Source organism: Jannaschia formosa, from assembly GCF_003340555.1.
GTDB lineage: Bacteria > Pseudomonadota > Alphaproteobacteria > Rhodobacterales > Rhodobacteraceae > Jannaschia > Jannaschia formosa.
This window is the reverse complement of sequence record NZ_QPLJ01000020.1, coordinates 47,726-72,858: the sequence shown is the minus strand read 5'-3', so window position 1 is coordinate 72,858 and position 25,133 is coordinate 47,726. Positions and strand designations below refer to the sequence as shown.

The following is a 25,133-nucleotide window of genomic DNA, read 5'->3' as shown; positions in this document are numbered from 1 at the left end:
CGGCTGCCCGTCGCGAATGACCTGCGGCGATGTAGCGCCAGATCCGTTCGCGAAGGTCCATCGAGTAGGGTTTGCCCATCCGTCCACCTCCTTCCCAAAGTGAAGCAGACCGATGATCCCAGGGGAATCCTCAACGATTCAGATCAGAAGCAAACCGCTTTAAAGGTAGCCCGTGGGCTCTGCACGGTCCTGCTGAATGAATGCTCTGCGCGAGATCGGCATGGTGCCGTGAGCGCAGAGAGAGCGTGATGAGAGGGCCGAGGCGGGATCACAGCGTAGCGCGCGGACGCTGGCCGACCTCGTGCAGCAGTAAGACGTGCACCCCAACCGGATCACGACCTGGCGCACGCAGCCCCCAGAGGGGGCGAGGGAGCTGTTCGAGAAGGGGTCGGGCGAGCTGCCGGAGCCGACCGTGGATGTGAAGGCCCTGCACGCGATCAGCGGAGAGCCGACGCCAGCTAGCGATGTACCGCAAGGCGTGCTCGGGACGGCCGGTCTGCTGTCCCTGCGCCCGGTAGGGAATTGAACAGCAATGTCCCGCAAGAGAGCGCAAAGCGATAGGACTGGGTCGAGGACATGATGCTGCGCACGCAGCCGCAAGAGGTCTACGGCGGGTGGGTGAACCACGAAATCCCCTTCGACGACCCGCGCGTGGTGAACGCGATCCAGGAACTCGGCCGGTTCGCCTCACCCCGGACTACACGCCGGGCGGGCCGAGCACGATCGTCTCGACCGACTTCCGCGACAGCCCCGATGGCCTCTTCGCCATCCCGCCGGCCTGCTACATGCACCGGCAAGCGTCGTTCATCCCGATCTTCTTGCCGGAGGAGGTCGCACTGGGCGAGGATGCCGGTTTCTTCCACTTTCCGCCCTTCGATGCGGAGGATCTGGGCCGTCCCGTGCTGGGCTCAGGCGGACTGACGACGATGACCACGGACAGCGACCTGGCCCGCGCCTTCACTGACTTTATAAAGCTTCCGGTCGCCCGTGAGATCATGATGCAGCAGGGCCAGTTCCTGACGCCGCATCTGGAGGCGAATCCCGAAATCTACGCCACCGGGACCTAACGCGCCCTGGGCGAGATCCTGCGGCAGGCCATGACCTTCCGCTTCGACGCCTCGGACCTGATGCCGGGCGAGATCGGTACATCGGCGTTCTGGGCGGGCATGGTCGACCATACCACCGGCGCTCCGGCCGAAGAGGTGGCCGAACGCATCGAAGAACGCTGGCGGCAGATCCGGTAGGCAACGGGCCGGGCCTTGCGTGGTCGCGGGCGCGCGCAGCTTGGCGACGCGGCCGCTCACGCGCGCTTGCTCCGACGGCGCGCCTTTGTGTTCCCCTCTCGATGCCATCCGGCTCGGATCAGCCGGCTGCCGAAACCCGCCAGATGATGTCGCCGACGTCATCCGCCATCAGGAGCGACTTTCCGTCAGGCCCCAAGGTCACGCCAACCGGCCGCCCATAGGCGAGCTTCTCGTCCTCGGACAGGAAGCCCGAGAGGATGTCGCGGGCCGAACCGCTCGGGGCGCCAGTCTCGAAGGGCACGAAGATCAGCTTGTAGCCGCTCAGCTTCGAGCGGTTCCACGACCCGTGCTGGCCGATGACCATGCCGGCGCCGAAGCCGGGCAGCGTGTCCTCGGGCATCCAGCACAGGCCGAGCGAGGCCGTGTGCCCGCCGAGCGCGTAGTCCGGCGTGATCGCCCGGGCCACCATGGCCGGATCCTGCGGAACCCGATCGTCCACCGTCTTGCCCCAGTAGCACCAGGGCCAGCCGTAGAAGCCTTCGTCCTTGACGGAGGTGAGATAGTCCGGCGGCGTTTCGTCGCCGAGGCCGTCGCGCTCGTTCACGACGGTCCAGAGCCTGCCGGTTACCGGTTCCCAGGCCATGCCGACGGCGTTGCGCAGGCCCGAGGCGAAGATGCGGGCCTTCCCGGTCGCCACGTCCAGTTCCCAGATCGCGGCGCGACCCTCCTCGGCCTCCATGCCCTGATCGCCGATATTGGAAAGCGAGCCGACGCCGGCATAGATCTTCGTGCCATCGGGCGAGGCGAGCAGGCTGCGCGTCCAGTGGCCATGCGGCTTGAACCGGACCAGCATCTCGCCGCTGCCCGAAAGCGCGGTGTCGCCCGGCGCGTAGTCGAACGCCCGGATGCCGTCGGTATTGCCGAGGTAGAAGCGGTTCCCGACGAGCGCCATGCCGAAGGGCTGGTTCTGGTTCTCCACGAAGACGGTGCGGATCTCCGCCGTGCCGTCGCCATCGGCGTCGCGCCACAGGGTGACGCGGTTCGCGCTCTCTCCGATCGCCTTGACCCGCCGCATCGTCGCCTGCGCGGCGTGATCCATCAGGGTCTTCGGCGGTCCGGCCTGCTCCTTCGACTCCGCCACGAGCACGTCGCCGTTCGGAAGCACCTCGATCCAGCGCGGGTGATCGAGACCGGACGCGAAGGCATTGACCTTCAGGCCGGGCGCGCAGGTGGGCAGGCGGCCGTTCTTCCAGCCTTCCGCGACGGGCATCTTCAGGGTCATGATCCCCTGCTTGCGCGCCTCGGGAATCTCGGGATTGGCACCGAACGCCTGTCGTTCGGGCGATTTCATGCGCCGGAGGAACGCGACCGTGCCGCCCACCACTGCCGTTGCCTTCGCGACGAGTTCCATGCCTGCACTCCTTTTCTGCCGGGACAATCTATCGCGGGTCGTGAGCCGGTGACAGCAGCTTCGCGCCAAGCCGCGAGGGGGCCGAGTTCGCTCCTCCACCGGTCCCGGACATCAAAGCCGGGCCATGAGCGGTTCCGCAAGCGAGAGCGGTCGCAACCCGGCCGTTCATGCACACCGCAGCCACGTTCCCGAGCCAGATGGCCGGGTGCGAGATCATCCGAGCCGCAGAAGCGGCGCAGCTTCGCCAAACGACCGTTCGGCAGACAGAAAACTTCGCCACCCTTGCGGAGCCTCGACCCCGGGGGCCAACCCCGGCCGCTCCGCATCATTTCCGCGACCGAAGCCGGCCGACGATCCCCGTGGGAAAGAAATAGACGCTCAGGATGAACAGGATGCCGAGCCACATCAGCCACCGGTTCGGGTCCAGAAGCTGCGGGATCAGCGGCAGGTCCGCGGTCAGACCTGCGCCCGCCCCCATCAGGTTCTGAAGGTAGTTCTGCGCCAGCACGAAAATGACGGCGCCCAGGACAGCGCCGTACATCGTGCCCATGCCGCCGATCACCACCATCAGGAGGACGTCGAGCATGATCTCGAAGCTCAGCGTCGTGTCGGGACCGACATAGCGCAGCCAGATCGCGTAGAGGCTGCCGGCGAGCGCGGCCATGGCGGCCGAAAGGCAGCTTGCGGCGGTCCTGTAGGCAACGACGCGGTAGCCGATCGCCTCCGCCCGGAAATCGTTCTCGCGGATCGCCTCCAGGACGCTGCCGAACGGCGAGTTCACGATGCGCAGCAGCACGAGGAACAGCGCGAGGCAGGTGAAGAACACGAGGTAGTAGTTCAGGATGCGCCCGTTGATCCGGACCCCGAAGACCTCGCCCAAGCGGAACGCCGGGGTCAGTTCGCGCGGGATCTGGTATGTCAGGCCATCCTCTCCCCCGGTCAGCTGGAAGAGCTGACTGACCAGCACCGCGACGGCGGAGGCGACGGCCAGGGTGATCATCGCGAAGAAGATGGCCCGGACGCGCAGCGAAAAGAGGCCGATGACGAAGGCCACGACCGCCGCCGCAAGCGCGCCGGCAAGGGTTCCGACGAACAGCGCATCCCAGCCGCGCTCCATGTGGATGCTTGCCAGCGCCACGCCATAGGCGCCGAAGCCGAAGAACATCGTATGCGCGAAGCTCACGATCCCGGTGTAGCCGAGCAGCAGATCGTAGGACGCCACGAGCAGGATGAACACGCAGATCGTCGCCGCCGTGTCGAGCGCGCGCACGCCGGGAAAGAGGAACGGCGCGAAGGCGAGGCAGACCAGCACGCCCAGAAGCAGGACCGTCAGGATGGCCGAGCGCGGCCTGTCGCCCGAGATCAGGTTCACCAGCATGTCACTTCGCCTTCACGACGGGCATCATGCCCTGTGGCCGCCAGAGCAGGATCGCCGTCATCAGCCCGATATTCGAGATCAGCGCGACCTTGGGTTCCAGGAAGGCGACGTAGTTCTGCAGAAGCCCGACCAGGATCGCGCCGATGAACGCCCCTTCGATCGAACCGAGCCCGCCGATGATGACGACGATGAAGATCAGGATCATCATGCTTTCGCCCATGCCCGCGGTGATGACCTGCTCGTAGAGCGCCCACATCACGCCGCCGAGGCCCGCAAGCGCGGAGCCGGCGATGAAGACGCCGATGAAGACGAGCTTCAGGCGGTAGCCGAGCGCCTCGACCATCTCCCCGTTCTGCACGCCGGCGCGCACGATGAGCCCGATCTTCGTGCGTCGCAGGACCAGCCGCATCGCCACGAAGATTGCGAGTCCGATGACGACGGCAAGGATCCGGTATCTCTCCAGCGCCGAGTTCCCGAAGGTGATCGAGCCACGCAGCGCCTCCGGTCGGTTGAGGTAGATCTCCTCGGCGCCCCAGACGACGTGGATCGCCTGCTCCAGCACGATGAGGCCGCCCACGGTGATGAGGATCTGCTTGAGATGGGACCCGTAGACCGGCCGCACGATGACCCGCTCGAAGGCCCAGCCGATGGCCCCGGTGAAGACCATCGCGGCAAGGATCGCCAGCAGTACGGCGGCGACGTTCAGCACGAGCGACGGCGCGCCGGTCCAGGACGACAGCCAGAACAGCACGCTCACCCCCATGAAGGCGCCGAGCGAGATGAAGGCGCCATGGCCGAAGTTGATGATGTCCATCAGCCCGAAGACGAGGGTGAGGCCGGACGCCATGATGAAGATCATCATCCCCATGGCGAGGCCCGAGACGGTCAGAGTGAGCCAGCTGGACGGCGCGCCGATGACGAGGAAGCCGATCGCGACGAGAGCCGGGACCAGCAGGTAGGGCGCGCTCAGCGACAGCCGGTCGGCCAGCGACAGCCGCGCGAAGGTCGGGGTGTGGTCGGGTGCCGCGGACATCAATGCGCCTCCACGCTCAGGCCCATAAGGCGCTCCTGCCGGGCGGTGTCGGCGGCCAGCTCCGCCATCGTGCCGGTCCAGACGACCACGCCGTCATCCATCACCACGACCCGGTCGCCGAGGGCGCGGGCGACGGAGAAGTTCTGTTCCACCATCAGGATCGAGGCGCCCTGCGCCTTCAACTCGCGCAGCGCGCCGACCATGGTCGAGACGATCGCGGGGGCGAGGCCCTTGGTCGGCTCGTCGATCAGGTAGAGCCGCCGCTCCTCCGCCATCGCGCGGGCGATGGAGAGCATCTGCTTCTGCCCGCCCGACAGGTTCCCGGCCTCGGACCGCCAGAAGGTCCGCAGCGGCGGGAAGGCGGCGAAGAGCCAGTCGCGGCGCGCCCCGTCGAGAGGACCGGACCGGGCGGCGAGGATCATGTTCTCCTCCACCGTCAGGTCGGAGAAGATGCCCATGTCCTCGGGCACGAAGCCCACGCCCTGCCCCGCGCGGTTCGAAACGGGCGCCCGCGCGATGTCCTCTCCGTCAAGGAGGATGCGCCCGGCCCTGGCAGGCCAGAGGCCCATGATCGTGCGAAGCGTCGTCGTCTTGCCGACGCCGTTGCGGCCCAGCAGCATCGTCACCTGGCCGCGCGGCACCTCGAAGCTTACGCCCTTGAGGATATGGTACTGCCCGATATCGGTCACGACGCCATCGAGCGCGAGGATCGGCTCAGACATTCTCGATCTCCTTGCCCATATAGGCTTCCTGCACGACGTCCGAGGCAATGACCGCCGCAGGCTCTCCGTCGGCGGCGAGAGCGCCGTTGTGCAGCACGATGATCCGGTCGGCGAGCGTGCGGATCACGTCCATCTTGTGCTCGACCAGGAGGATCGTGCGATCCGTCTCCCGCTTGAGTTCCGCGATGAGGTCGAGGACGACGGGCGCCTCGTCGACGCTCATCCCGGCGGTGGGCTCGTCGAACATGAAGACCACCGGGTCGAGCGCGATCAGCATCGCGACCTCCAGCTTGCGCTGGTTTCCGTGGCTCAGTTCCGAGACCGGCTGGTCGCGCAGCCCGTCGAGGCGCACGCGCTCCAGCACGGCCAAGGCGGCATTCGTCACGTCCAGATGGGTGGAGGCCATGGAGAACAGGCTGAACCCCTTGCGCTGGCGGGCCTGCATCACGAGGCGCACGTTCTCCAGGACCGAGAGCGCGGGAAAGAGGTTGGTCAGCTGGAAGGCGCGCCCGAGGCCGCGGCGGCAGCGTTCGGCCACCCCGAGGCGCGTCACGTCCTCGCCCTTCAGCCGGACCTTGCCCCGCGCCGCCGGGATCTGGCCGGAGATCAGGTTGAAATAGGTGGTCTTGCCCGCGCCGTTCGGCCCGACGATGGCCGTCAGTTCGCCCGCACGAAACGCGCAACTGACGCGGTCGACCGCCATATGCCCGCCGAAGCGGACGGACAGGTCGACTGTCTCGAGAAGGATCTGTGTCATGAGCATCCCGCCCCGAGGACCCGGCGCCGCGATCCGCGACGCCGGGTGCAGGGTCACTGGTTGCGGATCGGGATGTTCATGTCCTCGATGCCGAGTTCCCGCACGAGGACCGGCACGCCGTAATCCACGCCCTCACGCACCTCGGTGCGGAAGTGGTACATGCTCTGCAGCGCCTGGTGATCCTCCGGGCGGAAGGTCATCGTGCCCTTCGGCGTCTCCCAGGACATGCCCTCCATCGCCTCGATCAGCGCCTCGGTATCCTCGGCGCCCCCTGCCTTGCGGATGGCCTCGACCACGGCGATGCCCGCCGCCATTCCGCCCGCGGTGAAGAAGTCCGGCGGGGTGCCGAACCGCTCCTGGTGCGTCTCGACGAGCCAGTCGTTCACCTCGTTGTCGGGGATCTCGTGGTAGTAGTAGGTCGCGCCTTCCAGCCCCGGAAGCTCGCGATAGGCCACCAGCGCGGGCAGGATGTTGCCGCCCGTCGCGATCTCGATGTCGAAGCGCGAGGGGTCCATCGCGTTGATCTGCCCCATCGGGTTGCCGCCGCCGGCCCAGATGATGAAGAGCAGCTTCCGCTCCGCCTCCACGTCGCCCATCGCGTTGAAGATCCGCTCGGCCGCCGCGGTGAAGTCGGTCGTCTCGGTCGGCACGTATTCCTCGTGCGCGATCGTGGCGCCGGTCTCCGCCAGCGCCTCGCGGAACGCCGCCACGCCGTCGCGCCCGAAGGCGTAATCCTGCGCCAGCGTCGCCACCGCCACACCCTCGCCGCCCAGGGCGACCGCGTTGGCGATGGCATCCTGCGAGGAATTGCGCCCGGTGCGGAAGATGTAGCGGTTCCAGTTCTCGCCGGTGATCGAGTCGGCCACGGCGGGCTCGACGATCAGGATGCGCTCGTATTCCTCGGCCACGGGCAGCATGGCCAGCGCCACGCCCGAGCTGACGGGCCCGACGGCGATATGCACGTCGTCGTCGCCATAGGCTTCGGCCAGCAGAGAGCGGCCCCGCGCGGGATCGAGCTGCGTGTCGTATTGAAGGACGGTGATCGGCTCCCCGTCGATCTCCATCGTGCCGTCGGTGGCGTATTCGAGCCCGAGCATCAGGCCCGTATGGCTCTGCGCGGCATAGGCCTCCAGCGATCCCGTCTGGCCGTAGACATGGCCGATCCGGATCTCCGCCTGGGCCGCACCGACCGCCACAAGCGATGCAAGCGTCGTCGCGAGCAATGTCTTCATTGTTAGTTCCTCCCTGTCCCCAGCACGTTACGATGGATCGTCCTTCGTCCGCGCTTCCGCCGGATAACCCTATAGTTGTGCCTGACCCCACGCATCCGGATTTTCCTAGATACGAGGAGAGGTCGCGCCATGACGTGGCGGCAACGTCGTCGGTCACGGGAGTTCGGGACTGACGGGGCACGGTGCACCGGAATCCGGTCCGAGCTACGGGACAAAACCGCGGGGTTGGGCCTCGGCGACGGCTCGCGGCACCACAAGATGCGGCGCGTCCGGTGGGTTCTGGGCGCGATGTCGGGATTGTGCCGTGGCCCGGAGATCGCTGCGTCCGCAGTGCGAGCGTGCATTGCAGCTTTCGGCGCCAGGAACGCCTTCATCGAGCCGCGCTCACCCGTGAGAACGGCTACGGCGATAGCTTCGACGCGAAGCTCAGGGACGAGCTGCTTGACGGGGAGATCTTCTACAGCCTGGCCGAGTCGAGGATCGTCATCGACGGCTGGTGCCGACACGACAACACGAAGCGTCCGACCTCATCGGTGGCCAATCAGCCGCCAGCCCCGGAGGTGGTGCAGTAGCCGGCTCCGCCATCCGAAGCCACTTTGCCGGCAGCCTATGCCGTCGGTTCCAGACACATCATGCAAGAAGACTGAAACCGGGCCCCCCCATCGGGGCAGACCGTCTTCTTCCCTTCGGATCAGCGGCTAGGCACGATCATGCAGCCTCAGTCGCGCCGGCGGTCCATGACAGCCTGCAAATCGGGGGACGTCTCGAAGGGAGCCCACGAAGGGCAAACCCGGCAAGCCACATCGGAGAAAAGAGCTGATTGAAGGCTTTGGCGCACCCATCAGGATTCGAACCTGAGACCTCTGCCTTCGGAGGGCAGCGCTCTATCCAGCTGAGCTATGGGTGCCTGGGACGCCTCGTAGCCCGTCCCCCGGCCTGCCGCAAGTCATTCCGGCGCGTCCTCCCAGCCGAGGCGGCGCAGCACCGAGCGGGCGGCGCGCAGGCCGGGCGGCTCTCCGCCGCGGCCCAGCGCGTCCATCGTCCGTTCCAGCGCCTCGGCCTGCCGGGCCCGCTGCGACGGAACGCGCAGCAGGTCTGCCAGCGCCCGGCCGATCGGACCGGGACGGCAGGCATCGCCGAGGAATTCCGGAACCGCCTTGCTGCGCGTCACCAGGTTGACCAGCGTCACCGTGTCGACCTTCAGCATCCGCGCGAGGATGCGCCGCGACAGCCAGTTCATGTCGTAGGCGATGACCATCGGCACGCCGTTGGCGGCCAGCTCCAGGCTGACCGTGCCGGAGGCGGCCAGTGCCGCGTCGGCGGCGGCGAAGGCCGCGCGCTTCTCGGCCGCGTCGGTGACGACGATGGGCGCCCCGGGCCAGAGCGCCACCGCCGCGCGCACGTCCGCCTCCACATGCGGCACCGTCGGCACCACGACGCGGGTGTCGCGCGCGACCTGCTGCAGCGCCTCGCCGAAGACCGGGGCGAGACGGCTCACCTCGCCCCTGCGCGACCCGGGCAGGACCAGCGCGAGCGGCCCCTCGATCCCGTGGCGCTCGCGGAACCGCCCCGCCTCGGCCGGGGTGGCGAGCGGCTCGGCTACGACCGGATGGCCGACGAAGTCGCAGGTCATGCCGGCGGCGCGCATGTAGTCCGGCTCGAAGGGCAGCAGCGCCAGCACGTGATCCACGTTGCGCGCCATCTTCTTCGCCCGCTCCGGCCGCCAGGCCCAGACCGAGGGCGCGACGTAGTGCATCACCGCCAGATCGGGCTGGGCCCGCCGGGCGCGGCCGGCGACGCGCAGGCAGAAGTCGGGGCTGTCGATGGTGATAAGCGCGTCCGGCTTCAGCCGGGCGATGGCGGCGACCGCCTCGTCGCGGCGGCGGAACAGGTGGGGCAGCCGGGGCAGCACCTCTGCCAGGCCCATCACCGACAGGTCCGACATCGGGAACAGGCTGCGCAGGCCCCTCGCTTCCATCTGCGGGCCGCCGATCCCGTGGACCTCCACCTCCGGGACCAGCTGCCGCAGCCCGGCGATCAGCGCGGCGCCGAGCCGGTCGCCCGACGGCTCGCCCGCGATGAGGAAGAGCCGCGTCACCGCTCCCACGCGGCGAGGAACAGGCCCGCCGCGGCCAGTTGCGCCGCCACGTCCTCGCGGTCGATCACCAGAACGCCCCCCGCCTCCAGCGCGAGGCCGTTGAGCCCGGCGGCGGCCACGGCGCGCACCGTCTCGGGCCCGATCACCGGCAGGTCGATGCGCCGGTCCTGTCCGGGCTTGGCGGCCTTGAAGAAGACGCCCCCCTCCGGGCGGGCGAAGTCGGGCAGGCGCCGCTGCAACCCGCCGCCGCTGCCGCTGAGCCAGTCGGCGGCGCTGCCGAACAGATCGCCTCCGAACAGCCCCTGCCCCGGCGCCTCCGGCGGCGCGGGCGGCTGGGGCGTCAGGCTGGCCAGCATGAAATCGGTGCCGGGCAGCGCCTCGACCGCCAGCACCTGGCCCCGCGCCACGACGCACCCCTGCCCCACATCGACGGCGCCGATCGCCGCGTGGACCTCGGCCGCGCGCGCGATGTCCGCCAGATCCCGCTGGCCGGGCGTGCCGGTGACGGGCAGGTCCAGCAGGTCCGGCGCGATCTCCTGCGCGCCGACGACGGAAAGCCCCGCCTCCTCGAAGAAGGCGATCACCGTGCGCAGCGCCGCGTCGTCCCCGGCCTGGATCGCCTGCATCATCCGCGGGACCAGAGGCATCGTCTCTGCATCGACTGCGGAGGGGTCGAGCGGCGGCCGCGCGATCCGGCCCGCAAAGCAGACCCGCGTCACGCCCTCGGACCGGAGCGCCGCAATGACGGAGCCCAGACGCTCGATCCGGAAGCCGCGCGACTGGCCGACGGCGGTGGGCGCGAAGCCCTCCAGATGGCAGGCGAACCACGGCTCCCCCCTGCGGCCGAGCGCATTCGCCAGCGCCCCGGGCAGACCGCCCTGCCCGGCGACCAGCGCCACGGTCACCGCGGCACCAGGAAGGATCGGTCGCTCTCTCCGGTGATGAAGGCCACCATCTCGCGGACATAGTCGCTGGTTGCCTCCTCGCCCAGACGCACGGCTCGCTCGTGAAAGGTGCCCTCGCCCTGCTTCAGCGTCAGCAGCGCGGCGCGCAGTGCCTGGATGTCGGAGCGCGCGACGCCGCGCCGCTTCAGCCCGACCAGGTTCAGCCCGTCCAGCTCCGCCCGTGGGCCCTGCACCAGCCCGTAGGGCACGACGTCGTTCGTCACCATCGACAGTGCGCCGATGATCGCCCCCCGACCGATCCGCACCCATTGATGGACGCCCGACAGCCCGCCGACGATGACGTCGTCCTCGATCCGGCAATGGCCGGCCAGGGCGGACTGGTTCACCACGATCACCCGGTCGCCCACGACGCAGTCATGGGCGATATGGCAGCCCGCCATGAACAGCCCGTCGCTGCCGACGACGGTCTCGCCGCCGCCCTGCGCGGTGCCGGTGTTCATCGTGACGTGCTCGCGGATGCGGTTGCGGGCGCCGATGCGCAGGCGCGTCCGCTCTCCGGCGAATTTCAGGTCCTGAGGGATCTCGCCGATGGAGCAGAAGGGGAAGACGCGCGTGCCCTCTCCGATCTCGGTCCAGCCGGTGACGACCGAGTGGCTGTCGACCTGCACGCCGGGGCCGAGCGTCACCTCCGGCCCGATCACCGAGAAGGGCCCGACCGAGGCCCCGTCGGCGATCGTCGCCCCCTCCTCGATCAGCGCCGAGGGGTGGATGCGCGCGCCGGGTTCGACGCTCACCTGGGCAGGTCCATCATCGCGGTGAAATCGGCCTCGGCGGCCATCTCGCCGCCCACCGTCGCCTCGCCGCGGAAGCGCCAGACCTTGGCGCCGGGCTTGCCGCGGGTGACGGTCAGGCGCAGCTCCAGCACGTCGCCGGGCACGACCTTGCGGCGGAACTTGGCGCTCTCGATGCCCATGAAGTAGACGAGGAAGTTCTTGTCGGCGAGGTCGTTCGACACCCCCACCATCACCGCCGCCGTCTGCGCCATCGCCTCGACGATGGTGACGCCGGGCATGATCGGCGCGCCGGGGAAATGGCCCTGGAAATGCGGCTCGTTGAAGGTGACGTTCTTGATCCCGGTCGCGGACTGGTTCGCCACGATATCGATCACCCGGTCGATCAGCAGGAAGGGGTAGCGATGCGGGATGATCCGCTGGATCAGGTGGATGTCGGCCTCGGCCGGGATCGCGTCGCTTGCCATGGCGGGACTCCTCTTCCGTCTGTGGCCGGGCTTACAGGGCGGGACCGGGGCGGCGCAAGCCGGGGTCAGTCCGCCGCCGGCGCCTCAGGGGCGGGCGGGGGCGCGGGCTCGGACGCGCCCAACCCCTCGCCCTCGCCCAGGGCGGTGTCGATGCGCTCGCGCGCCAGCGTGGTGATGTCGACCCGGTCGGCGGCGGCGATGACGATCCGGCGGTCGAGGATGACCAGCGCCCCGATCTCCTGCACCAGCTCGATCAGGACCGGGTTCGCGCGCTCGAAGAACAGCGCCTGCGCCCGGTCGGAGCGTTGCTGCAGGCTGCGCGCCTTGGCGTCCTGGGTCTGGCGGATGCCGGTCACCTTCTCGTCGAAGGCCGTGGCGAGCGCGCGGAACGCGTCGGGCTCCATCTCCTCGCGCCGCGCGGTCAGGGCCCGTTCCTCGGCCTCGAGCTCGGCCTCGATGCTGCGATTCTCGGCGGCGAGCGCGATCGAGGCCGCCTCGATATCGGCGACGATCCGCTGCCCGAACAGGCTGCGCGTGAACAGAAGGTCCCGGTCCAGCACCACGACCGACGACGAAGCGACGCCGGACGACAGCCCGCCGGCCGACCCCTCGGCCCAGGCCGGCCCCGCCAGCAGCAGCGCGGTCAGCGCAAGGGGTCGCAGCACGGTCAGAACCGGGTCTGGATGGTCAGGTCGAAATTCTGCTCGCGGTCGTAGTCGCGCTGGTTGATCGCGCTGGTGAAGTTGAACCGCAGCGGCCCGATCTGCGTGTCCCACAGGATGCCGAAGCCGACGGCGGAGTTCAGGAAGAACTCGTCGTCCACCGGCTGGCCGCCGTTCGGACCGCCGTCGGTGTCGTCCAGCCCCCAGACCGAGGCCATGTCGAGGAAGGCCGCACCCGAGATGCCGTATTCGTCGGGCAGGATGCCGATGGGGAACTGCGCCTCGAACCGCGCCGCGACGAAGCGGTTGCCGCCCAGCGCGTCGTCGTCGGCGTTCAGGTCGCGCGGCCCGATGCCCGCGCTCTCGAAGCCGCGGATGATCGACGGGCCGTTGAAGAAGCGGTTCGCCTGAAGCGAGTCGGTGTCACCCAGCGAGGTCAGCACGCCGCCCTCGAAGACGGCCGACAGCGTCACCTCCTCGTTCGAGACGGCCCGCTGGGCTTCGGCGAGAACGGTGGTCTTGATGAACTCGGCATCGCCGCCCAGCCCCGCATATTCCTGCCCGAAACGCAGCCGCACGCCCCGCGTCGGGTCCAGCCCCCGGCCGATCGTGTTGTAGGTCCACCGATAGCCCAGCGACGAGGTTATGTTCGATCCCTCGTCGCGTGCCAGGATCTGCGACAGCTTGGTCGTGTCGTTGGGGTCGAGCGTGTCCTCCGACAGGCTGTAGAACACCCCCAGCCGGCTGAACTCGCCGGTCGGGAACTCCAGCCCGGGGCGGATGCCGACGGAGCGGGTGTCGAAGCTCTGATCGTCGTCGGACGTCTCGCGGTAGAAGATCGAGAGCGACGCGGCGAGGTCCCGGTTGAGGAAATAGGGCTCGATGAAGGTGATGTTCGAGGCCGAGTTCTCGGACCCGGTGTCGAGCGTGAAGTTCAGCGTCTGGCCGCGCCCGAGGAAGTTCGTCTCCGCGAAGGAGATGGCGAGTCCCGCCCCGCTCTCGACCGAGTAGTTCACGCCGAAGCCAAGCGAGCCGGTCGGCTGCTCCTCGACGTCGACATCGACGATGACCTGGTCCTCGCGCGAGCCTTCGCGCGCGGTGACGTCCGCCTGGCTGAAATAGCCCAGGGCGCGGATGCGCTCTGCGGCGGCGCGGATGGCACGGGGGTTGAACGGGTCGCCCTCGACGGTCTGGAACTCCCGGCGGATGACGCGGTCGAGCGTGGTCGCGTTGCCCTCGATGTCGATGCGCTCGACGAAGATGCGTTCTCCGCGCTCGACCTCGAAGGTCACGTCGACGGTCAGGTCGCGGTCGTTGCGCGAGAACCGGGGCGTGACGCGGATGAAGGACAGCCCCTCGCGCAGTGCCAGAAGCTCCAGCCGCTGGATCGTGCGCTCGACGGCCTGGGGGCTGAACACGTCGCCGCGGTCGATCCGGATCTCGGAATCGTAGAACGGGACGTCGATCTGGGCCAGTTCGCTGGCGGCCGAGACCTCGCCAAAGCGGAACTGCTGCCCCTCCTGGACCTGGAAGGTGACGAAGAAGGCGTCGCGCGACGGCGCCAGTTCGGGCGTGGCCGACAGGACCTCGAAGTCGGCATAGCCGCGCGAGAGGTAGAAGTCGCGCAGCAGCTGCTCGTCGAAGGCGATACGGTCGGCGACGAAGGTGTCCGACCCGATGACGGCACGGAAGATGCCGGCCTGGCTCGTCTCCAGCACGCGGCGCAGGCGCCGGTCCGAGAAGGCGCGGTTGCCGACGAAGCTGATGCGCTCGACCTCCGAGACGCGGCCCTCGGCGATCTCGAAGACCAGGTCGACGCGGTTGCCGCTGCGCTCGATGATCTTCGGCGTCACCGTCGCGGCCAGCCGCCCCGCCTGCGAATAGGCCGCGGTGATCGCGGCGGCGTCGCGTTCGGCCTGGGCCGGGTTGTAGGTGCGGCGCGGGGTCGAGGTGACGACCGTCAGCAGGTCCTCGTCGCTCAGCCGGGCATTGCCCTCGATCGAGATGCGGTTGATCGTCGGATACTCGTCCACGAGGATCAGCAGCTTGCCGCCCTGCGGCACGATCTCGACCCGCTGGAACAGGCCGGATGCCTGAAGCCGCTGGAAGCCGTCGTTCAGCTCTCCGGCGCTGATGGCCTCGCCGGGCGTGACGCCGAGATTCGACAGGATCGTGGCAGACTCGATCCGGGTGTTTCCCTGGATCTCGAACTCGGTGAACCGGAAGGTCTGGGCCTCGACCGCGCCCGCGATCAGAAGCGCGCTCAGAGCGGTCAGCGCCCCGCTCCGCAAGGAGGATGCCACGTTCCGGGCGCCTCGCGCCCGCCCCCTGCCGCGATGGTCCATGTCCAATGCCCTGCCCTTCGTGTCTTTGAAGACGTGACTACCGAAGCCTCAAATCGATGTCAAAGCGCCCCGCCGACCTTCCGGGGTCGACGGGGCGCCGAATGGGTCGCGCTGCAACGGGTGTCAGATGGACTGGATCCAGCCGGCCATCAGGACGGCGAGGACGATCACCAGAACCGCAAGAAAACGGTCGATGTTCAGGCCCATGAAGATGGACAAGCCGCGATATCCGTTCCGAACGTGCTGCATGGTCTGGGCCCCGCTTTCTGTCCCACCCCTGATCGCGGAGAACTGAGGCGAGAATTGGGCGCGCCCGGGGCGATTTCCGCGCCGGCGGCGCGCCCGACAGTCAGGGGCAGAATATCAGATCGTTGAAGGTCGCGAAAACCATCAATGTCAGCATCAGCGCGATGCCCACCGACATCAGCACCCGCACCGCCCCGTCCGAGGGGGGGCGCCCGCGCACCGCCTCGTAGGCGTGGAACACGAGATGGCCGCCGTCCAGCACCGGGATCGGGAAGAGGTTCAGCAGCCCCACCGCGGTCGACAGCACCGCGATCATCCAGATGAAGTTGTCCAGTCCCTGGCTCGCCGTCGCGCCGGACACCTCCGCGATGCCGACGGGCCCCGACAGGTTGCAGGTGCTGATCGCGCCGGTCGCGATATGCGTCAGCGCCGAGAGCGAGGAGCGCACGATGTAGATCGTCTGCTCGACCCCGTAGCGCATCGCCTCGATCGGCCCCGCCGACTCGGTCTGCGGATCGAAGAACATCCCGCCGGTGATGCCGATGAGGTAGCGCGTCTCGAAGCTGCCGTCCGGCTGCGGCAGGTCGGTCGACCGCGGCGTCAGCGTGAATTCCAGCATCTCGCCCGCGCGCCAGACGTCCAGCGCCAGCGGCGCGCCTTCGCCCGCGGCGACCGCGGCCTGGAGTTCGTGGAAGGAATGGATCGGCCTGCCGTCGATGGCGCGGACCACGTCGTTCTCCTGCAGGCCGATATCCCAGGCGGCCGAGCGCGGGTTCACCGTCTCGATCCGGGCGGGCATCAGCGGCGCGGCCTCGACCGTCACCGTGCCGCCGCCGCGCGCGACCTCGTAGGTGATCGTCTCGGCGGCGGGCAGTTCGCGTGAGATCTCCGACAGCTCCTGAAGCGTCTCGACCGGCCGGCCCTCGACCGCGACGACCAGGTCGCCCTGCTCCAGCAGGCGGACCTCCGCCGGCATGGGCTTGGTCTCGCCCACGACGGGCGCCTCGACCGCGGTGCCCGAGACCAGGACGAAGGCGCCGAACACCAGGATCGACAGGATGAAGTTGAAGATCGGCCCCGCCGCGACCGTCGCCGCCCGGCGCCAGAGCGAGGCGCCGTTCATTGTCTCGGCCCGCTGCGCCTCGGTCATCGTGGCAACGGAGCCGTCGTCCCCGACCGAGGCCGCGTTGGCGTCGCCCCGGAACTTGACGTAGCCGCCCAGCGGCAGCGCGGCCAGTTGCCAGCGCGTGCCGTGGCGGTCGACCCGGCTGGCCAGCACCGGCCCGAAGCCGATCGAGAAGACGTCCGCCTTGATGCCGCACCAGCGCCCGACGATGTAATGGCCGTATTCATGCACCGCGACGATGATCGACAGCGCGACGACGAAGGCCGCCAAGGTCCAGAGAAGTCCGCCGAATTGCGGGATAAGGTCCATGTCGCCTCCGGGCTGTCAGGGCACGCGCGTGCGCGCGCGCGCCTCGCGGTCGGTGTCGAGCACCATATCGAGGGTTATCGTGGCTGCATCAAGGCACCCGGACCTTTCCATCTCGTCAAGCGTCGTCTCGACGCAGCCCGCCATGTCGGTGAAGGCGATGGCCCGCGCGATGAAGAGGTCCAGCGCCGCTTCCTTCGCTGCGTTGAAGGCCGCCCCCCGCAGCCCGCCACCCGCGATCACGCCCCGCGCCAGCGCCAGCGCGGGATAGCGCGCCGGGTCGGGCGCGGCGAAGTCCAGCCGGCCGAGCGCCGCGAGGTCGACCCGCTCCACCGGCAGGTCGCGTCGTTCGGGCCAGTGCAGCGCATAGCCGATGGCGTGGCGCATGTCGGGCGCGCCCAGATGCGCCATAAGCGCGCCGTCGCGGAACTGCACGAGGGCATGGACGATGCTTTGCGGATGAATGACGGCCTCGATCCCGCCGGGGGGCGTGCCGAAATACTCGTGGGTCTCGATCAGCTCCATCGCCTTGTTGAACATCGAGGCTGAATCGATGGTGATCCGCGTCCCCATGTCCCAGTTCGGATGGCTACCCGCCTCGTCGGGCGTGGCCGTCGCCAGCCGCTCCAGCGGCCAGTCCCGCAGCCCCCCGCCCGAGGCGGTGATGACGATCTTCTCGACCGCCGCCGGGTCGTTGTCGGCCAGCGCCTGGAAGACGGCGGAATGCTCGCTGTCGACCGGCAACACGCGGGCGCCGTGGGCGCGCGCCTCGGCCATCAGAAGCGGTCCGGCGCAGACGAGCGATTCCTTGTTCGCCAGCGCCAGCGTCCCCCCGTGGCGCAGCGCGCGCAGGCCCGGCACCAGCCCGGCGGCGCCGACGATTGCCGACATGCACCAGTCCGTCGGCCGGTCCGCCGCCTCCTCCAGGGCGCCCTGCCCCGCCGCCGCCTCGATCCCGGTCCCGGCCAGCGCGTCCCGCAACTCGCCCAGCCGCGACTCGTCCGCCGTCACCGCCACCTCGGCTCGCAGCCGGATCGCATCCTCCGCCAGCCGCGCGACGTTCGACGACCCCGTCAGGGCCACGACCGCATAGCGCTCGGGCTCCCGCGCGATCAGGTCCAGCGTGTTCTGCCCGATGGAGCCGGTCGCCCCGAAGACGCTGATGCGCCGCATCAGATCCCCGGGACCGGCGGGAACTGCGTCAGCGACTCGATCACCAGCAGCATCAGCGCCGCGCCCAGCATCGCGTCGAACCGGTCGAACAGACCGCCATGGCCGGGTAGCAGGTTGGACGAATCCTTCACGTCCATCTTCCGCTTCACCGCGCTTTCGGCGATGTCGCCCATCTGCGCCATCATGGCGAGCGCGACCGAGAAGCCGACCGTCTCCCAGCCGGTATTCATCCAGACCACCCAGATCCAGCCCACGACGGCCGCGCCCACCCAGCCCGCGATCGTGCCGGACCAGGTCTTCTTGGGGCTGACGCGCGGCCAGAACTTGGGGCCGCCCAGCGTGCGGCCCGCAAAGTATCCCGCCACGTCCGACATAACGACCACGGCGATCAGCCACAGCATCCAGGGCAGGCCGAAATGCGTCAGGTGCTGCGTCAGCGACAGTCCCGCAAGCACGATTGCCGTCGAGAACGTGACCATGATGCGCCGGTGACGCCGGATGAAGGCGATGGCCGTCATCGGAACCAGCATCAGAAGCGGCAGGCCCAGGCCCACGGGCAGCACGCTCGCCGCGACCACCGCGCTGCCGCCGACCGCCGCCATCAGGCGGGCGCGCTTGGGGCCGGTGCGGACCATCACCGACAGCTCCCACAGCATGATCGCGACGCAGACCGCGATGAGCAGCGTGAAGACGAGGCCCCCGATCCAGATCGCCGCGCCCCCGATGACGAGCAGCAGGCCCGCCGTGACCAGCCGCGGGGCGAGGTCCTGGAAGCGGCCCGCGACGGCGGGCGCGACCGGTTCGGCATAGTCGAAGTCGAAGAGCGGCGGCTCCTCCTCCTCGGCCTCGGGCCGGGGGCTCTCCGGTTCGTCGATCACGCCGTCGCGCCGCCGTAGCGCCGGTCGCGGCCGGTGTAGCGCGCGAGGATCGCCTCGAAATCCGCGCGCCGGAAATCGGGCCAGAGCGTGTCCACGAACTCGTATTCCGCATAGGCCGACTGCCAGAGCAGGAAGTTCGAGATGCGCGCCTCGCCGGAGGTGCGGATCACCAGGTCCGGGTCGGGCAGCACATGGGTGTCGAGATAGCGCGGCAGCGTCTCGTCGGTGATTTCCTCGGGGTCGAGCCGGCCCGCCGCCACGTCCCGCGCCAGCCGCTTGGTGGCACGGGCCACCTCGTCGCGGCCGCCGTAGTTGATGGCGACGGTCAGGTTGACCCGCGTGTTGTGGGCAGTCAGCGCCTCGACCCAGTTCATCAGCCGTTGCAGCTTCGCGTCCAGCCGCAGCCGGTCGCCGATGAAGCGGATGCGCGTGCCCTCCTTGACGAGGTCCTGCGCCTCGGCCTCGATGTAGCGCCGGAACAGCGACATCAGCCCCGCCACCTCTTCCTGGGTGCGCTTCCAGTTCTCGGTCGAGAAGGCGAAGATGGTCAGGTATTCGACGCCGTTGTCGGGACAGGCCTCGACGATCTCGCGGACGCGCTTGGCGCCGGCGCGGTGGCCCAGCAGGCGCGGGCGCCCGCGCTTCCGGGCCCAGCGGCCATTGCCGTCCATGATGATCGCCACGTGACGCGGGCTCTTGGCGGGGATGCTCATCGCTCGTTCTTCTCGCTCGTCGCGGGCGCTTCGGTCCACTTCGCCGCCGCCGGCCCTTGGGGTCTGGCACGCGCGTCGGGCGCGTGCATGGGGAGGATGCGGGTCAGGAACCCGCCGTTCGGGCCCCTTGCCGGACCATTATGGCACCGGCAGGGCGGCCCGCCCCGGCCGCAGGTCAAACCTGCATGATCTCCGCCTGCTTGGCCTCCAGCGCGGCGTCGACCGCCTTGATGTGGCGATCGGTCATCTCCTGGACCTCCTGCTCCCACATCTTGCGCTCGTCCTCCGGGGGTTCGCCCTTCTTGATCTGTTCCATGCCGTCGCGGCGCACGTTGCGGATCGAGACCCGCGCGCCCTCGGCATATTGCCCCGCGACCTTGGTCAGCTCGCGGCGGCGCTCCTCGTTGAGCTCGGGGATGGGCAGCATGATGATCGTGCCGTTGAGCTGCGGGTTGATGCCCAGCCCGCTTTCGCGGATGGCCTTCTCGACCTTGCCGACCAGCGACTTGTCCCAGACGTTGATCGTCACCATCCGCGGCTCGGGCACGTTGACGGTCCCGACCTGGTTGATGGGCGTGGCCTGGCCGTAGGCATCGACCATCACCGGCTCCAGCATCGAGGCCGAGGCGCGCCCGGTGCGCAGGCTGGCGAACTCGGTGCGCAGGTTGGCCATCGCGCCCTCCATCCGCCGCTCCAGGTCCGCGGTATCCAGATCGAATTCGTCGCTCATGCGTCGTCACCCCGTCGAGGTCTTCCATTGCTTGCCGCTCCTTACCCGCTCGCCCGGGGCATTGCCAGCCTCGTGGCATCCCGGGGTGGGCCGGATGTGGCGGGCCGCCCCTGCAGCGCGCCCGCAGCAGGGGTGCAGAAGATGTGCAGACGGGGGACGCGTCCGTCAGCTCGGCGGCGCGATCAGCACGTCGCAGGCCGCCGACAGCGCCACGTCCTCGGCCGTCGCACCAAGCAGCAGCCGCGCCAGGCCCGAGCGGGAATGCCGCCCCAGCGCCAGCAGGTCGGCCTTACCCTCGCTGGCGCGCTGGCGCAGCGTGTGGCCCGGCGGGCCGAAGACGACCTCGTGCTGCGGCGAAGGGGTCCCGCCCAGCTCCTCGGCGTCCTGCGCAAGCTGCTCGCCCAGCCGGTCGAGCGTCTCCTGCGGGATCGTGCCGCCCGCCTCGAAGCCGTAGGGGCTGCCGGTATAGGGGCTCATCCAGGCATGGACGAGGGTCATCCCGGCCTCGGGCGCGATCTGCCGCGCGAGATGCCCCGCCTCCCAGGCGGCGGGCGAGAAATCCCAGGCCACCGAGACCTTCTTGTAGGGCGCCTCCGCCCGCCCGACCACGATCAGCACCGGCAACTGGGTCCCGCGCAGCAGCCGGACCAGCGTCGGCGTGCCCAGCAGCTCGCCCATCCCGCGGCTGCGGTGGCCGCCGACGACCACCAGGCCCGCCCCGCTCTCGCGCGCGATCCGCGGCAGCAGCACGTCGGCATGCCCGGCCTCGACCGACAGGTCGGGCGAAAGGTCCGACAGCAGCGGCGTCTGCGCGATCATGGCCGTCAGCGCCTCGGCCGCCTGCTCGCAGCGCGATTGCAGCATCGCGGCTGGCAGGTCGTCGTCGCAGACATGCAGGATCCGCAGGGACGCGCCCTGCGCCTTGGCGAGATGCGCCGCCCGCAGCACCGCCCGGTCGGACCGGGCGCTCAGATCGGTGGCGGCTAGGATGGTCTTCATGGCAGTCTCCTCTGCTCCGGTGACCGACCCTGCACCGCCGGCGCCCGCCCCGCCTTGACCGGGATCAATCCGCCGGCCCGGGCCGTCACGGAAGGTCCGGCCTCCGGCCCTTGCCAATCCCGCCCGCCCGCGTCAGAAGCCCCCGACGACATACCCGCAGCCGGGCGTTCCGTGGGCGCCGAACCGACGAGGAGGACACGCGATGTCCCAGATTACCCTCACCTTCCCCGATGGCAACGCGCGCGAGGTTCCCGCCGGGATCACCCCCGCCGAGATCGCCGAGGGCATCTCCAAGTCGCTCGCGAAGAGGGCCATCTCCGCCCGGGTGAACGGCGCCCACTGGGATCTCGCCTGGCCGATCGAGGAAGACGCCTCCATCGCGATCAACACGATGCAGGACGAGGACGCCGCGCTGGAGCTGATCCGCCACGACCTCGCCCATGTCATGGCCCGCGCCGTGCAGCACATCTGGCCGGACGTGAAGGTCACCATCGGCCCGGTCCGCGACTACGGCTGGTTCTACGACTTCGACCGGGCGGAGCCCTTCACCCCCGAGGACCTCGGCCGGATCGAGGCCGAGATGAAGCGCATCATCGCCGCCCGCGACGTGGTCCGCACCGAGGTCTGGCCCCGCGACAAGGCGCGGGCGCATTACGAGGCCGCCGGAGAGCACTTCAAGGTCGAGCTCATCGACCGCATCCCCGGCGACGAGCCGATCCGCATGTACTGGCACGGCGACTGGCAGGACCTCTGCCGCGGCCCGCATCTCGCCCATACCGGCCAGATCCCCGCCGACGCCTTCAAGCTGACCCGCGTCTCCTCGGCCTACTGGCTGGGCGACAGTTCGCGCCCGCAGCTTCAGCGCATCTACGGCATCGCCTTCCGCAACCGCGACGACCTCAAGGCGCATCTGAAGTTCCTGGAAGAGGCCGAGGCCCGCGACCACCGCCGCCTCGGCCGCGAGATGGACCTCTACCACATGCAGGAAGAGGCGCCGGGCCAGGTCTTCTGGCACCCGAACGGCTGGACGATCTACACCACGCTGCAGGACTTCATGCGCCGCAAGCAGCGCGCCGACGGCTATGTCGAGGTCAACACGCCGCAGGTTGTGAACCGCCGCCTCTGGGAAGCCTCGGGCCACTGGGACAAGTACCAGGAGCACATGTTCATCGTCGAGGTCGACGAGGAGCACGCCGCGCAGAAATCGATCAATGCGCTCAAGCCCATGAACTGCCCCTGCCACGTGCAGGTCTTCAACCAGGGCCTGAAGTCCTACCGCGACCTGCCGCTTCGCATGGCCGAATTCGGCTCCTGCAACCGCTACGAGCCCTCGGGCGCGCTGCACGGCATCATGCGCGTGCGCGGCTTCACCCAGGACGACGCGCATATCTTCTGCACCGAGGACCAGATCGAGGCGGAATGCGCGAAGTTCATCCGCTTCCTTTCCTCGGTCTACGAGGATCTCGGCTTCGACCGCTTCGACATCGCCTTCGCCACCCGCCCCGAAAAGCGGGTCGGATCGGACGAATCCTGGGACCACGTCGAGAACGCGCTCGAATCGGCCATCAAGTCGGTCGGCGCCCCCTACCGGATCGAGGAAGGCGACGGCGCCTTCTACGGGCCGAAGCTCGACTTCTACCTGACCGACGCGATCGGCCGCGTCTGGCAATGCGGCACCTTCCAGGTCGACCCCAACCTGCCCGAGCGTCTGGGCGCGACCTACGTGGCCGAGGACGGCGGCAAGCACCGCCCCTACATGCTCCACCGCGCCTGCCTCGGCTCGTTCGAACGCTTCATCGGCATCCTGATCGAGAATAGCGCCGGCAAGCTCCCGTTCTGGCTCGCCCCGCGTCAGGTCGTCGTGGCGAGCATCGTCTCCGAGGCCGACGACTATGTCCGCGAAGTCGTGGCCGCGCTGACGAAGGCCGGAGTGCGGGCCGAGGCCGACACCCGCAACGAAAAGATCAACTACAAGGTCCGCGAGCATTCGGTCGGGAAGGTCCCCGTGATCCTCGCCATCGGCAGGAAAGAGGTCGAAGACCGCACCGTCACCCTGCGCCGTCTGGGCGAGAAGGCGACGGAGGTGGTGTCACTGGACGACGCCGTGCGCGATCTCGGCACCGAGGCGACGCCGCCCGACTTGCGGTGACGTAGGGCGGCCTCGGAAGATTCCGGGGCCGCCAAATTCGCGACAAACGTCCGCCTTTCGGACGCAGCGCACCCATGCTCTGCCATATGTGTATGGCCGCTTCGTCCAGGTTCATGGGACGCACGGGTCGTGCGGACCGTTCACGCCTCCTGCTATGGTGGAAAGCATGGCTGATCTCGCTCAACGGCTCGCCATGTCGGTGTCCAGTCTGGTGGACCGGTTCAAGCTGCGCGCGGACGGCCCCTATGCCGGGCTTGGTCTTGTGGAAGCATCGATGATCGCTCGCGTGGCAAGCAGCGAGACCTCCGTGACCCAGGGCGAGATTGCGGCGGCGCTCGGCCTGCCGAAGACGACCATGACCAGTGCGGTCAAGCGATTGGAGGCGAAAGGCCTGATGGTCCGCGACCGCTCGGAAACGGACGGCCGCGCCCGCGTCCTGTGGCTTACAGACGAAGGAGCCGAACTCGCCTGCCAGCTTCGCGAAGCGCAGGTCCGGGCGAGTGCGGCGATGCTCGCGACCTTGGCGCCGGGCGACCGTGAGACCCTGGTGCGTCTACTGGAGCGGGTCGCCACTTCGTCGGAGGCGGAAGATCGCGGTTGATATAGTGCGGTGTTCGTACTATTTTCCGGACGACGTCGTCCAGGAGCATCTTCATGCCGAACGATCCCGCCGATCCCTCTCCCATCGGTCCCTCGACGTCGGTCTCGGCTTCCGCCGACGTCCCGCTCTCCCTTGCGTGGGAAGGGTTCGTGCCGATCGAACTGCCGGTCGTGTTTCCCGACCGAAAGGGACCGATCCCGCCGGTGGTCGCGGTCGAGGGACAGACCGGCCGATGGGACGAGGTCGGCCGGTCGCGCACGGTCGTCATCGGCGACGGATCGCGGGTTCAGGAAACGGTCACGCTGAGCGAGCCGTCCGGCGGTGCCCCCCCGACCGCCGGAAGAGCGCGGTTTGCCTACACCGTGTCCGGCTTTTCCGGGCCGCTCGGTCGTCTGGCGAAGGAAGCGCGGGGACTTTGGGTGTTCACCGAGCGAGACGGGCGAACGATCATGGAATGGACCTACGCGTTCGTGGCGACCGGCCCGCTCGCCCGCCCCGTCCTGGCCCTTGTCGTCGTGACCTTCTGGCGGGCCTACATGCGCGCCGGCATGGCCAATGTCGTGCGAGAACTGGAGAAGAGCCGGGCATGGCCGATGTGAGGGTGCATGCCCATCCGGAGTTGTCCCGTTGGAAACTCGCAGCAAAGACAACAACACCTTTTTCATCATTGCGGAACGCTCGGCCGGGCAGGTCCGGACCTGCAAGGAACACCCCGCTCCCACCTCAGCACTGACAGCGGGAGAGCAGCCATACGCACACCGCGCAGCAGCGGGTGAAAGGGGCTCCAAGCGGACCACGGCGGCACTCCAAACCGCATCTCGGCATCAACTGCCGCCACCCCCGACCCCGGGCACGCCTTTGACCGGCAACCTCCAGAAGCGAGCAGGCCGTGACATCGTGTCCGGTCCAGCGACAATCTTGCAACTTCCCCGATATTGCCCCGAGCCCGTCCCACCCCTGCCTCGATCCCGCCACAATCGGAAGGCAAGCATGATCCCAAGGCAGCGACGCGGACGGGGTCGACCGAACCCCCCCTCCCAAGTCTCCCCGACCGGGTCCCTGGCTTGACTCTCTCTCCCGAAGACCGGTCGGCCCGCGTGTGAAAGCGCGGGTCGCACCACGTCCGGGGGTCCGCTGCGACGTCCGACGCGGATCACCCGTCCGTCA

23 protein-coding genes, 1 tRNA gene and 1 pseudogene are annotated in these 25,133 nt (G+C 68.9%); 6 read left to right on the top strand and 19 right to left on the bottom strand.

Features of this window, described 5'->3' with window-relative positions:
• The first annotated feature begins 785 nt into the window (after positions 1-785).
• A complete protein-coding gene (locus DR046_RS17275) occupies positions 786-1,067 on the top strand; it encodes a hypothetical protein (RefSeq protein WP_115383624.1) in 282 nt (93 codons plus the stop codon).
• Positions 1,068-1,097: 30 nt separating this feature from the next.
• Entirely contained in the window at positions 1,098-1,244 is a 147-nt protein-coding gene (locus tag DR046_RS23740) for a hypothetical protein (protein ID WP_167767155.1), read from the top strand.
• A 118-nt stretch (positions 1,245-1,362) separates the two neighbouring features.
• Here DR046_RS23740 and DR046_RS17270 read toward each other — a convergent pair whose 3' ends face one another.
• The 6 genes from DR046_RS17270 to DR046_RS17245 form a co-directional block, all read right to left on the bottom strand.
• Complete coding sequence (locus tag DR046_RS17270; RefSeq protein ID WP_115383623.1) at positions 1,363-2,655, bottom strand: PQQ-dependent sugar dehydrogenase; 1,293 nt, start codon at positions 2,653-2,655, stop codon at positions 1,363-1,365.
• Positions 2,656-2,980: 325 nt separating this feature from the next.
• Positions 2,981-4,033: a branched-chain amino acid ABC transporter permease gene (locus DR046_RS17265; protein WP_115383622.1), complete on the bottom strand. Its 1,053-nt coding sequence runs from the start codon at positions 4,031-4,033 to the stop codon at positions 2,981-2,983.
• A 1-nt stretch (position 4,034) separates the two neighbouring features.
• Positions 4,035-5,066, bottom strand: coding sequence for a branched-chain amino acid ABC transporter permease (locus DR046_RS17260; RefSeq protein WP_115383621.1), 1,032 nt, complete (start codon positions 5,064-5,066; stop codon positions 4,035-4,037).
• Positions 5,066-5,788 (bottom strand): ABC transporter ATP-binding protein, encoded by a 723-nt coding sequence (locus tag DR046_RS17255; protein WP_115383620.1) that lies wholly within the window; start codon positions 5,786-5,788, stop codon positions 5,066-5,068. The genes DR046_RS17260 and DR046_RS17255 overlap by 1 nt, the downstream gene beginning before the upstream one ends.
• Positions 5,781-6,545 (bottom strand): ABC transporter ATP-binding protein, encoded by a 765-nt coding sequence (locus tag DR046_RS17250; protein WP_115383633.1) that lies wholly within the window; start codon positions 6,543-6,545, stop codon positions 5,781-5,783. Before DR046_RS17250 ends, DR046_RS17255 begins: the two co-directional genes overlap by 8 nt.
• 53 nt (positions 6,546-6,598) lie before the next feature.
• Positions 6,599-7,777 (bottom strand): substrate-binding domain-containing protein, encoded by a 1,179-nt coding sequence (locus tag DR046_RS17245; protein WP_115383619.1) that lies wholly within the window; start codon positions 7,775-7,777, stop codon positions 6,599-6,601.
• Positions 7,778-8,083: 306 nt separating this feature from the next.
• Here DR046_RS17245 and DR046_RS23735 point away from each other — a divergent pair.
• Positions 8,084-8,424 (top strand): annotated as a pseudogene (locus DR046_RS23735) (integrase core domain-containing protein); the annotation flags it as partial.
• Positions 8,425-8,607: 183 nt separating this feature from the next.
• On the opposite strand, the gene DR046_RS17235 reads toward DR046_RS23735, so the two are convergent.
• The 13 genes from DR046_RS17235 to DR046_RS17180 form a co-directional block, all read right to left on the bottom strand.
• Positions 8,608-8,684, bottom strand: a tRNA-Arg gene (locus tag DR046_RS17235).
• A gap of 39 nt (positions 8,685-8,723) precedes the next feature.
• A complete protein-coding gene (gene lpxB / locus DR046_RS24350) occupies positions 8,724-9,875 on the bottom strand; it encodes a lipid-A-disaccharide synthase (RefSeq protein WP_245190989.1) in 1,152 nt (383 codons plus the stop codon).
• Entirely contained in the window at positions 9,872-10,780 is a 909-nt protein-coding gene (locus DR046_RS24345; RefSeq protein ID WP_245190988.1) for an LpxI family protein, read from the bottom strand. The genes lpxB and DR046_RS24345 overlap by 4 nt, the downstream gene beginning before the upstream one ends.
• Entirely contained in the window at positions 10,777-11,574 is a 798-nt protein-coding gene (gene lpxA / locus DR046_RS17225; RefSeq protein ID WP_115383617.1) for an acyl-ACP--UDP-N-acetylglucosamine O-acyltransferase, read from the bottom strand. Before lpxA ends, DR046_RS24345 begins: the two co-directional genes overlap by 4 nt.
• Positions 11,571-12,038, bottom strand: a complete 468-nt coding sequence (gene fabZ / locus DR046_RS17220) for a 3-hydroxyacyl-ACP dehydratase FabZ (RefSeq protein ID WP_115383616.1) — start codon at positions 12,036-12,038, stop codon at positions 11,571-11,573. Before fabZ ends, lpxA begins: the two co-directional genes overlap by 4 nt.
• A gap of 65 nt (positions 12,039-12,103) precedes the next feature.
• A complete protein-coding gene (locus DR046_RS17215; RefSeq protein WP_245190987.1) occupies positions 12,104-12,703 on the bottom strand; it encodes an OmpH/Skp family outer membrane protein in 600 nt (199 codons plus the stop codon).
• A gap of 2 nt (positions 12,704-12,705) precedes the next feature.
• Complete coding sequence (gene bamA, locus DR046_RS17210) at positions 12,706-15,003, bottom strand: outer membrane protein assembly factor BamA (protein ID WP_306418056.1); 2,298 nt, start codon at positions 15,001-15,003, stop codon at positions 12,706-12,708.
• Positions 15,004-15,394: 391 nt separating this feature from the next.
• A complete protein-coding gene (gene rseP, locus DR046_RS17205) occupies positions 15,395-16,726 on the bottom strand; it encodes an RIP metalloprotease RseP (protein WP_115383614.1) in 1,332 nt (443 codons plus the stop codon).
• Between the two features lie 15 nt (positions 16,727-16,741).
• Entirely contained in the window at positions 16,742-17,896 is a 1,155-nt protein-coding gene (gene dxr / locus DR046_RS17200; protein WP_115383613.1) for a 1-deoxy-D-xylulose-5-phosphate reductoisomerase, read from the bottom strand.
• Positions 17,896-18,774 carry a phosphatidate cytidylyltransferase gene (locus tag DR046_RS17195; RefSeq protein ID WP_245190986.1) on the bottom strand — a complete coding sequence of 293 codons (879 nt, stop codon included), beginning with the start codon at positions 18,772-18,774 and terminating at the stop codon, positions 17,896-17,898. Before DR046_RS17195 ends, dxr begins: the two co-directional genes overlap by 1 nt.
• The gene (gene uppS, locus DR046_RS17190) at positions 18,771-19,487 is read right to left on the bottom strand and encodes a polyprenyl diphosphate synthase (RefSeq protein ID WP_115383612.1); all 717 of its coding nucleotides are present in this window, start codon (positions 19,485-19,487) and stop codon (positions 18,771-18,773) included. Before uppS ends, DR046_RS17195 begins: the two co-directional genes overlap by 4 nt.
• Before the next feature lie 175 nt (positions 19,488-19,662).
• Entirely contained in the window at positions 19,663-20,217 is a 555-nt protein-coding gene (gene frr, locus DR046_RS17185; RefSeq protein WP_115383611.1) for a ribosome recycling factor, read from the bottom strand.
• Between the two features lie 165 nt (positions 20,218-20,382).
• Entirely contained in the window at positions 20,383-21,216 is an 834-nt protein-coding gene (locus DR046_RS17180) for a universal stress protein (RefSeq protein ID WP_115383610.1), read from the bottom strand.
• Positions 21,217-21,418: 202 nt separating this feature from the next.
• Here DR046_RS17180 and thrS point away from each other — a divergent pair, with 202 nt between their 5' ends.
• The 3 genes from thrS to DR046_RS17165 all read left to right on the top strand — a co-directional run bounded on the left by thrS (position 21,419) and on the right by DR046_RS17165 (position 24,565).
• On the top strand, positions 21,419-23,365 hold the full coding sequence (thrS, locus tag DR046_RS17175) for a threonine--tRNA ligase (protein WP_115383609.1): 1,947 nt from the start codon (positions 21,419-21,421) through the stop codon (positions 23,363-23,365).
• 166 nt (positions 23,366-23,531) lie between these two features.
• Positions 23,532-23,966 carry a MarR family winged helix-turn-helix transcriptional regulator gene (locus tag DR046_RS17170; RefSeq protein ID WP_167767153.1) on the top strand — a complete coding sequence of 145 codons (435 nt, stop codon included), beginning with the start codon at positions 23,532-23,534 and terminating at the stop codon, positions 23,964-23,966.
• Positions 23,967-24,019: 53 nt separating this feature from the next.
• Positions 24,020-24,565 carry an SRPBCC family protein gene (locus DR046_RS17165; RefSeq protein WP_115383607.1) on the top strand — a complete coding sequence of 182 codons (546 nt, stop codon included), beginning with the start codon at positions 24,020-24,022 and terminating at the stop codon, positions 24,563-24,565.
• The last annotated feature ends 568 nt before the right edge of the window (positions 24,566-25,133 follow it).

Excerpts from the sequence above, each read along its gene's own strand:
- DR046_RS17275 (WP_115383624.1), top strand. The coding sequence starts at position 786 with ATGCACCGGCAAGCGTCGTTCATCCCGATCTTCTTGCCGGAGGAGGTC.
- DR046_RS23740 (WP_167767155.1), top strand. The coding sequence starts at position 1,098 with ATGACCTTCCGCTTCGACGCCTCGGACCTGATGCCGGGCGAGATCGGT.
- DR046_RS17270 (WP_115383623.1), bottom strand. The coding sequence starts at position 2,655 with ATGGAACTCGTCGCGAAGGCAACGGCAGTGGTGGGCGGCACGGTCGCG.
- DR046_RS17265 (WP_115383622.1), bottom strand. The coding sequence starts at position 4,033 with ATGCTGGTGAACCTGATCTCGGGCGACAGGCCGCGCTCGGCCATCCTG.
- DR046_RS17260 (WP_115383621.1), bottom strand. The coding sequence starts at position 5,066 with ATGTCCGCGGCACCCGACCACACCCCGACCTTCGCGCGGCTGTCGCTG.
- DR046_RS17255 (WP_115383620.1), bottom strand. The coding sequence starts at position 5,788 with ATGTCTGAGCCGATCCTCGCGCTCGATGGCGTCGTGACCGATATCGGG.
- DR046_RS17250 (WP_115383633.1), bottom strand. The coding sequence starts at position 6,545 with ATGACACAGATCCTTCTCGAGACAGTCGACCTGTCCGTCCGCTTCGGC.
- DR046_RS17245 (WP_115383619.1), bottom strand. The coding sequence starts at position 7,777 with ATGAAGACATTGCTCGCGACGACGCTTGCATCGCTTGTGGCGGTCGGT.
- fabZ (WP_115383616.1), bottom strand. The coding sequence starts at position 12,038 with ATGGCAAGCGACGCGATCCCGGCCGAGGCCGACATCCACCTGATCCAG.
- rseP (WP_115383614.1), bottom strand. The coding sequence starts at position 16,726 with ATGGACCTTATCCCGCAATTCGGCGGACTTCTCTGGACCTTGGCGGCC.
- dxr (WP_115383613.1), bottom strand. The coding sequence starts at position 17,896 with ATGCGGCGCATCAGCGTCTTCGGGGCGACCGGCTCCATCGGGCAGAAC.
- uppS (WP_115383612.1), bottom strand. The coding sequence starts at position 19,487 with ATGAGCATCCCCGCCAAGAGCCCGCGTCACGTGGCGATCATCATGGAC.
- frr (WP_115383611.1), bottom strand. The coding sequence starts at position 20,217 with ATGAGCGACGAATTCGATCTGGATACCGCGGACCTGGAGCGGCGGATG.
- DR046_RS17180 (WP_115383610.1), bottom strand. The coding sequence starts at position 21,216 with ATGAAGACCATCCTAGCCGCCACCGATCTGAGCGCCCGGTCCGACCGG.
- thrS (WP_115383609.1), top strand. The coding sequence starts at position 21,419 with ATGTCCCAGATTACCCTCACCTTCCCCGATGGCAACGCGCGCGAGGTT.
- DR046_RS17170 (WP_167767153.1), top strand. The coding sequence starts at position 23,532 with ATGGCTGATCTCGCTCAACGGCTCGCCATGTCGGTGTCCAGTCTGGTG.
- DR046_RS17165 (WP_115383607.1), top strand. The coding sequence starts at position 24,020 with ATGCCGAACGATCCCGCCGATCCCTCTCCCATCGGTCCCTCGACGTCG.